Genomic DNA, 5,884 nt, shown 5'->3' on the forward strand with positions numbered 1-5,884 from the left:
AGACCTGAACCCCCTAGCTATTGAACACCTATGTTAAAGTCTAAGCAGTGAAAAATACTCCACTATGTTTTTAATACTAGTATTTCAGAGTATCCATCCTCGATAAGGGTTTCCTCCAGGATTTTAAACATGTCGACGGGATTCTGAACACGTTTCTCAGGGTTAATGCTTAGAGCCCTTGTTAAGTATTCTAGGATTTTTCCATTGATCCTACCTTTTAGGGACTCGAGATACATTGTGAGATATTCGTCAACAGGTTCCCATAGCTTAGGTAGTGCTTCCTCAATTCTTGTCTCTCCTCGTGCTAGCTGCTCGATAATGGTTTTCGAGTTGCTCGTGTATTCCTCCAATCCCTCGCCTTGTAAGAGGGGGGTCTCTATATTGAAGAGGATACGTGATATTAGCTTGTTTAACTGGAGATGTGGTAGGATAGGTTTATTCGTTAAGGCTTGCAGGATCATGGAGGAAGCCATGAATAAATTACCCGCCGGTGTAATCCTGTTAGTGAGTAGTATAAGGGGATCAATGGTTTCAAGCCCCCTGTATAACCCTCTATAAGGAGAGTCGAGCCTCTGGAGATTAGTGCAATACTCAACCACGGGCCTATAGCCTAGTGGCTCACTCGGGTCCTCAACTAGCCATACATCTCTAAGTCTTAGAGCATTCAACCCGTAGCCAAGCGTATTCATGAGGGCAGCCAACCCGGTTAACCTATGGAGAATGAAGAGTGCTTCCTCAGTGTTTAACTGGGATTCCTTGATCTTCCTCTCAAGGTTTACGCCGCCACTATGTGATTTAATAATGCATGGAGGGAGCTCAAGATATGTCTTCTCATCGAGGGGGTGCTGGCCGGCTATAAAGCCTACGCATTGGCCCATATACTTAGCGAAGCCGACTAGCTTTCTTAACGCATCTGCCCCGACGCCGGCTGGGTATTGAATAGATCTTAGGGAGAACTGGTAGTTTAATGCATCAATCGTGTTTAGAAATAGTTTCCCCGTATTATCTACCTGCTCCAGTTTCGGTATTTCAATAATATACTGGGATCCCTCAGGGTCAACTGCATGTAGCTTAAAACTATATTCATCCTCGTCCAGTATCCCGGTTACCTTGAATCCATATATCGCCCTATTGATCCATGCATCGGGGAAAGTAATCCTGGTTTTCAAGGCATACTCCAGGATGCTCTTTAATGAGGAAGGTAGATCATCCTGGCTCAATCTCCCTATTACAATGCTACAGGTGGTTTTAGGATATGATGCAGCCTCGAGAAGCATTCTATATGCTTCACCGCCTTTCGCAATGGCTCCTGGGGCCTCACCCACTACGGCGAGCACTATGTTTCCCACTACTATGAATCTAAGGGTTTTCCTCCTTCGATCATATTTTATGACAGCGTAGGCTAAGTCATTCTTTTCCTTAAAGAATCTCTCGCCAATTTTACCCAGTGTATCAACCGCTTCACTACACGGTAATTCTCTCTCGGGTTCAACAATACTGATTTTTCTAATTAATGACGCCAGATTTAATGGATCTGCAAATATCTCACTGGCTTCATCCAACCGGTCATGCGTTCTTAAATAATGCGACAAAAGCGACACCTATTTAATCATTATCCAACCTTACTAAATAAATAATAATGATTCTAGATGGGTTAAAATTACAAAGGTGGTAAAAGTAATGCACGGATCAGATGAGATGATCAAGACATCTAAAAAAATCATCGACGAGCTGAAATCCCTCCTACGTGAGCACTACGGGGACCCAGGGTACGCTACTGTAGTTGGGGAGGGGGTTTCAGGAGATATAACGAGGCGTATAGACCTCATGGCGGAGGAATATGCTGTCGACGCGTTCAGTAAATCCGGGCTAAACATATGGGTAGTCAGCGAGGAGAAGGGATTATATAGGCTGAGAGAAAACCCTGATTACATAGTACTACTCGATCCCCTTGATGGAAGCCTCAACTATGTATCACAAATACCATTTGCAAGTATTTCTATGACGCTATATACGGTTAATAGATCTGGCCCGCCTCCACTAATACACGAAGCCATATATGGCGTGGTAGCTGATGTATTCAACAATATTCAAATAGAGTATATAGATAGCAAGATCATGTATGACAATAAGGTTTATGAGAAACGGGTATCGATCAATAGAAGACAACATAGAATTGTATCAGCTTACTTTAATAGAGTAGAGGAGTTCTCAATTATAAGGGATATGGTCATCAATCAAGGAGAAGGCTTTAAGCTAAGGATAATGGGCTCTGCATCCATCGAGTCCACCCTGGCATCACTTGGATTAATAGACTACTTCATCTCTCTAACAGGGCGGCTGAGAAACACTGATGTAGCGTTAGCAATAGTGGCAGCTGTAAAGCTAGGGAGTAGCATACTAGTTGAACCATCGCTGAATAGTATACGGGTAGATAAAGTGGAGATAGTAAGGAGGCTTGTAATCGGCCCAAGTAACGATTCAATAATTAATGAAATAAGGAGAAAATGGTTCGCTAGTTGAAAAACTATAGCATCAGCAATGGTTTAAGCCTGCGTGAAAGCACTCTAACACCCTTCCTGGTCACCAATACATCTTCCTCCATTCTCACGCCATACCTACCGTTAAAATACACGCCTGGCTCAATAGTGAAGACCATCCCTGGCTCAAGCAGTGTCGAGCCTCCAAGCCTAAGATATGGGGGTTCATGTACAGCTATACCTATTCCATGGCCTAACCCATGTATGAATCTCTCATGTAAGCCATATTTCTCAAGTTTTTTAACAGCTTTCTCAGCAACATCACCAGCTTTAATGCCTGGGTAGATACTGTCAATGGATTCCCAGAGCGCCTCCTCTACTGCTTCCAGGCTCCTTCTTTCATCAGGGGTGGGTCTGCCCCATGTAATCATCCTCGTTAAATCACTGCATCTACCCCTGTATTTAACACCCACATCAATTAACACGAGATCTCTCCTACCCAGCTTCTTACTACCTGGTAGAATATGGGGATAGCTATTACCTGGTTTAAATGCTATAATTGGGTCGAACGCGTACTTCTTCACTCCTTCCCTTCTCACTCTTTCCTCAAAGAAACCTGCGAGCTCGGCCTCTGTAACGCCCTCCGATATATTGTCCTGGATCGTCTTTATCCCCTTTATGGTTATATCAACTGCCTTCCTGATGGCCTCTATTTCCTTCTCGTCCTTAATCATTCTATGCTTCCACACGTCTCCTGAGATATCGACTACTCTATCGCTATGGGTTTCCTGCTGGATCGGGGTGTCTTGAAGCTGTTTGTCAATACCTATCTTGCTGCTTTTATCGATTATTTCCTTCAGGATCTCCCTGTAGTCTTTTTCAACTATCCTTGCATCACTAGGCTTCAGGGTTTTCGAGTAGGCATATACCTCTACTTCTCCCGGAAGTGAGTCCCTGTATCTATAGTATTCGAGGAGCGGGACATATATACTTACACCTCCACCTCTGGTCGCATGTAGCAGTAGCGTGGCATCGGCCACCGTCTCCACACCAGTATAATACTCTATATTTTCAGGGGAGACCAATACTATGTCCTGTAATCCATGGGACTCCATGAGACTTACGAGTTTTCCTATCCTTAATTCCCTACTCATATCATTCAACCCTAGTAATCAATGAGTTATTAATGCTTGAAACAAATATAAACTATGGAGGTATTGTGAATGCGTGGTGATATACTTGAGCATTGAGGTAAAGTGTCCTAAAGACAATAATACAATGATACTTGTCTTGGAGTCCGAGAAACTTAGCGATGGTACAGTGAAGGCATACTTCAACTATAGGTGTCCTATCTGCGGCTTCAAGCTAGAGGTAGAGAGAATAGAGATAACACGCAGCGGTGAGGCTATAAGTATTAAAAAGACTTTTACCCCTCCTCCTTCCCAACAACATTAGACTGTTTTAAAGACTCCTCGCCTAAGCCATAATCCCTTTGCATGGTTCTACCCTTAGCTACGAGAACCTCTCTAATAGTTTTTCTAACCAGTTCAAGAGCCTCTATTGATTCCGTTTTAGCAACATATTCGCCATCTTCACTCCTCCCAAACACAACTATGTGCCCTGTATTCTCCTCAATTAATTTGAGGATAAGCTTGTTAAGTCCGCCGGCAGGTACCTTCATTGAGTACCAGCCCTTGATAGATGGGGGTTTATCAACTGTTTCACCAACTAACACGTATCTAAGGCTCTTCCTACCCTTAGATACAACCACCTGTTTCAACCTGCCTGTTACACGTATCCAGCGGTTTCCACGTAGCTCCAGGTATACCTCCATAGCTGTATCCTCCCATAAATTGATCCATGACTAAACAGGAACTCTGGGTAAACTACCTTGATGCCGCTATCATGGAGACCAATGTCTTATAGTGGTGAATGAACTTATAAGCTTTCAGCTTCATTTAACCAGGCTCTGAATTGCCCGGTGTCTTGTAGACGATTAGTCTTTAATATTATTGAAGCATCTCTAGAAACAGGGTCTTCCTTGGGGGAATGCTGTCACGATGATTAAATAAGGAGTTTACACATAGCGAGGATCCGGGATGACCGGGCAGAGACGTACTGAGTTGATGATGTAGGTGGAGCGACTGGGACTCCTGAATAAACTATTTAACTAGGTTTTGACGATACCTTTTCACATAGGTGTGAATATATGACAAGCTACATGGATGTTGTTAAGGAAGTGGAGAAAATCCTATGGCCTAAACCCATGAAGCTATTCACAGCAGGACCTGTTGCATGCTTTCCCGAAGTCCTTGAAGCCATGAAGATACAGCAATTAAGCCACAGGAGTAAGGAATACCAGGAATTACACAAGGATACCGTTAAAAGGCTCGCCGACTTCCTCCTTGCTAGAAAAGCCACTGTTTTACTGATACCATCAAGTGGTACAGGCTTCATGGAGGCTAGTGTGAGAAACGCTGTTACCCCTAGAGGTAAGGTGCTTGTAACAGTGATAGGTGAGTTCGGGAACAGGTATAAGGAGGCTGTTGAGAGGAATGGCAGGATACCAATAGTATTGGAGAAGCCGCTGGGTAAACCAGTCATACCAGAAGAGCTGGATGACGCGCTAAAGAAGAACCCTGATGTAGAGGCAGTCACGATAACATATAATGAAACCAGTACAGGAGTATTAAACCCGTTGAAAGAGCTGGCCAAGGTGGTGAAGGAACATGGTAAACTACTCTTCGTTGACGCTGTTTCAGCTATGGGTGCAGCTGATATCAGGGTGGACGAATGGGGCATAGACCTAGTCTTCGCCAGTAGCCAGAAAGCATTTGGTGTTCCCCCAGGCCTCGCTATGGCTGCTGTAAGCGAGGAAGTATTTGAGAAAGCGAAAAAGATACCCGAGAGAGGACTATACTTTGACCTACTGGAGATAAAGGAGTTCCTTGAGAAACAGTGGTCTACGCCAACGACGCCACCAATTCCACAAATAGCAGGCCTCAACGTCGCACTGAGAATAGTTGAGAAGATGGGTGGGAGAGAAGCATGGCTTAGAATGTATGCTGAGAGAGCTGAGAAGATTAGGAGGGGTGTGCTGGAACTCGGCTTAAAACTCTTCGCAGAACCAGGCTATTATAGCCCTACAATAACAGTTGTATATAATCCCCCCGGAGTCAAGGGGCCAGTGATATACGAGGAGCTTAGAAAGAGAGGCATTGAAATAGCTAAAGGATATGGTAAGGTGAAAGACGAGACCTTCAGGATAGGACACATGGGCTATATAACCGAGAAGGATATAGAGGACTTATTCAGGAACCTGAAGGAGGTACTTACAGCCGTCAGCAGGTTCTGAATTCTTGTAAATATTTTTGAACACGTTTTATTCTCTCGACGTCTCTACT

Annotated in this window: 6 protein-coding genes; 3 read left to right on the forward strand and 3 right to left on the reverse strand. The window is 44.0% G+C overall.

What is annotated here, in order from left to right; genetic code table 11:
• Positions 1 to 62: 62 nt before the first annotated feature.
• A complete protein-coding gene (locus tag ACP5N5_RS05200; protein WP_428133576.1) occupies positions 63 to 1,592 on the reverse strand; it encodes a protein kinase in 1,530 nt (509 codons plus the stop codon).
• A gap of 88 nt (positions 1,593 to 1,680) precedes the next feature.
• Between ACP5N5_RS05200 and ACP5N5_RS05205 the strand changes: the two genes are divergently transcribed.
• A complete protein-coding gene (locus tag ACP5N5_RS05205; RefSeq protein WP_042667655.1) occupies positions 1,681 to 2,523 on the forward strand; it encodes an inositol monophosphatase family protein in 843 nt (280 codons plus the stop codon).
• Positions 2,524 to 2,527: 4 nt separating this feature from the next.
• Here the strand turns inward: ACP5N5_RS05205 and ACP5N5_RS05210 are convergent, their stop codons facing one another.
• Positions 2,528 to 3,634 carry a M24 family metallopeptidase gene (locus ACP5N5_RS05210; RefSeq protein ID WP_012608582.1) on the reverse strand — a complete coding sequence of 369 codons (1,107 nt, stop codon included), beginning with the start codon at positions 3,632 to 3,634 and terminating at the stop codon, positions 2,528 to 2,530.
• Between the two features lie 85 nt (positions 3,635 to 3,719).
• Here ACP5N5_RS05210 and ACP5N5_RS05215 point away from each other — a divergent pair, with 85 nt between their 5' ends.
• Positions 3,720 to 3,935 carry a hypothetical protein gene (locus tag ACP5N5_RS05215; RefSeq protein ID WP_048058867.1) on the forward strand — a complete coding sequence of 72 codons (216 nt, stop codon included), beginning with the start codon at positions 3,720 to 3,722 and terminating at the stop codon, positions 3,933 to 3,935.
• Here the strand turns inward: ACP5N5_RS05215 and ACP5N5_RS05220 are convergent.
• On the reverse strand, positions 3,907 to 4,314 hold the full coding sequence (locus ACP5N5_RS05220; RefSeq protein ID WP_428133584.1) for a hypothetical protein: 408 nt from the start codon (positions 4,312 to 4,314) through the stop codon (positions 3,907 to 3,909). The genes ACP5N5_RS05215 and ACP5N5_RS05220 overlap by 29 nt on opposite strands.
• Positions 4,315 to 4,689: 375 nt before the next feature.
• On the opposite strand from ACP5N5_RS05220, the gene ACP5N5_RS05225 reads away from it, so the two are divergent.
• Positions 4,690 to 5,835: a pyridoxal-phosphate-dependent aminotransferase family protein gene (locus ACP5N5_RS05225; RefSeq protein WP_042667659.1), complete on the forward strand. Its 1,146-nt coding sequence runs from the start codon at positions 4,690 to 4,692 to the stop codon at positions 5,833 to 5,835.
• Positions 5,836 to 5,884: the final 49 nt, after the last annotated feature.

It is taken from the genome of Desulfurococcus sp. (genome assembly GCF_049970475.1).
Lineage (GTDB): Archaea > Thermoproteota > Thermoprotei_A > Sulfolobales > Desulfurococcaceae > Desulfurococcus > Desulfurococcus amylolyticus.

Excerpts from the sequence above, each read along its gene's own strand:
- ACP5N5_RS05210 (WP_012608582.1), bottom strand. The coding sequence starts at position 3,634 with ATGAGTAGGGAATTAAGGATAGGAAAACTCGTAAGTCTCATGGAGTCC.
- ACP5N5_RS05220 (WP_428133584.1), bottom strand. The coding sequence starts at position 4,314 with ATGGAGGTATACCTGGAGCTACGTGGAAACCGCTGGATACGTGTAACA.
- ACP5N5_RS05205 (WP_042667655.1), top strand. The coding sequence starts at position 1,681 with ATGCACGGATCAGATGAGATGATCAAGACATCTAAAAAAATCATCGAC.
- ACP5N5_RS05225 (WP_042667659.1), top strand. The coding sequence starts at position 4,690 with ATGACAAGCTACATGGATGTTGTTAAGGAAGTGGAGAAAATCCTATGG.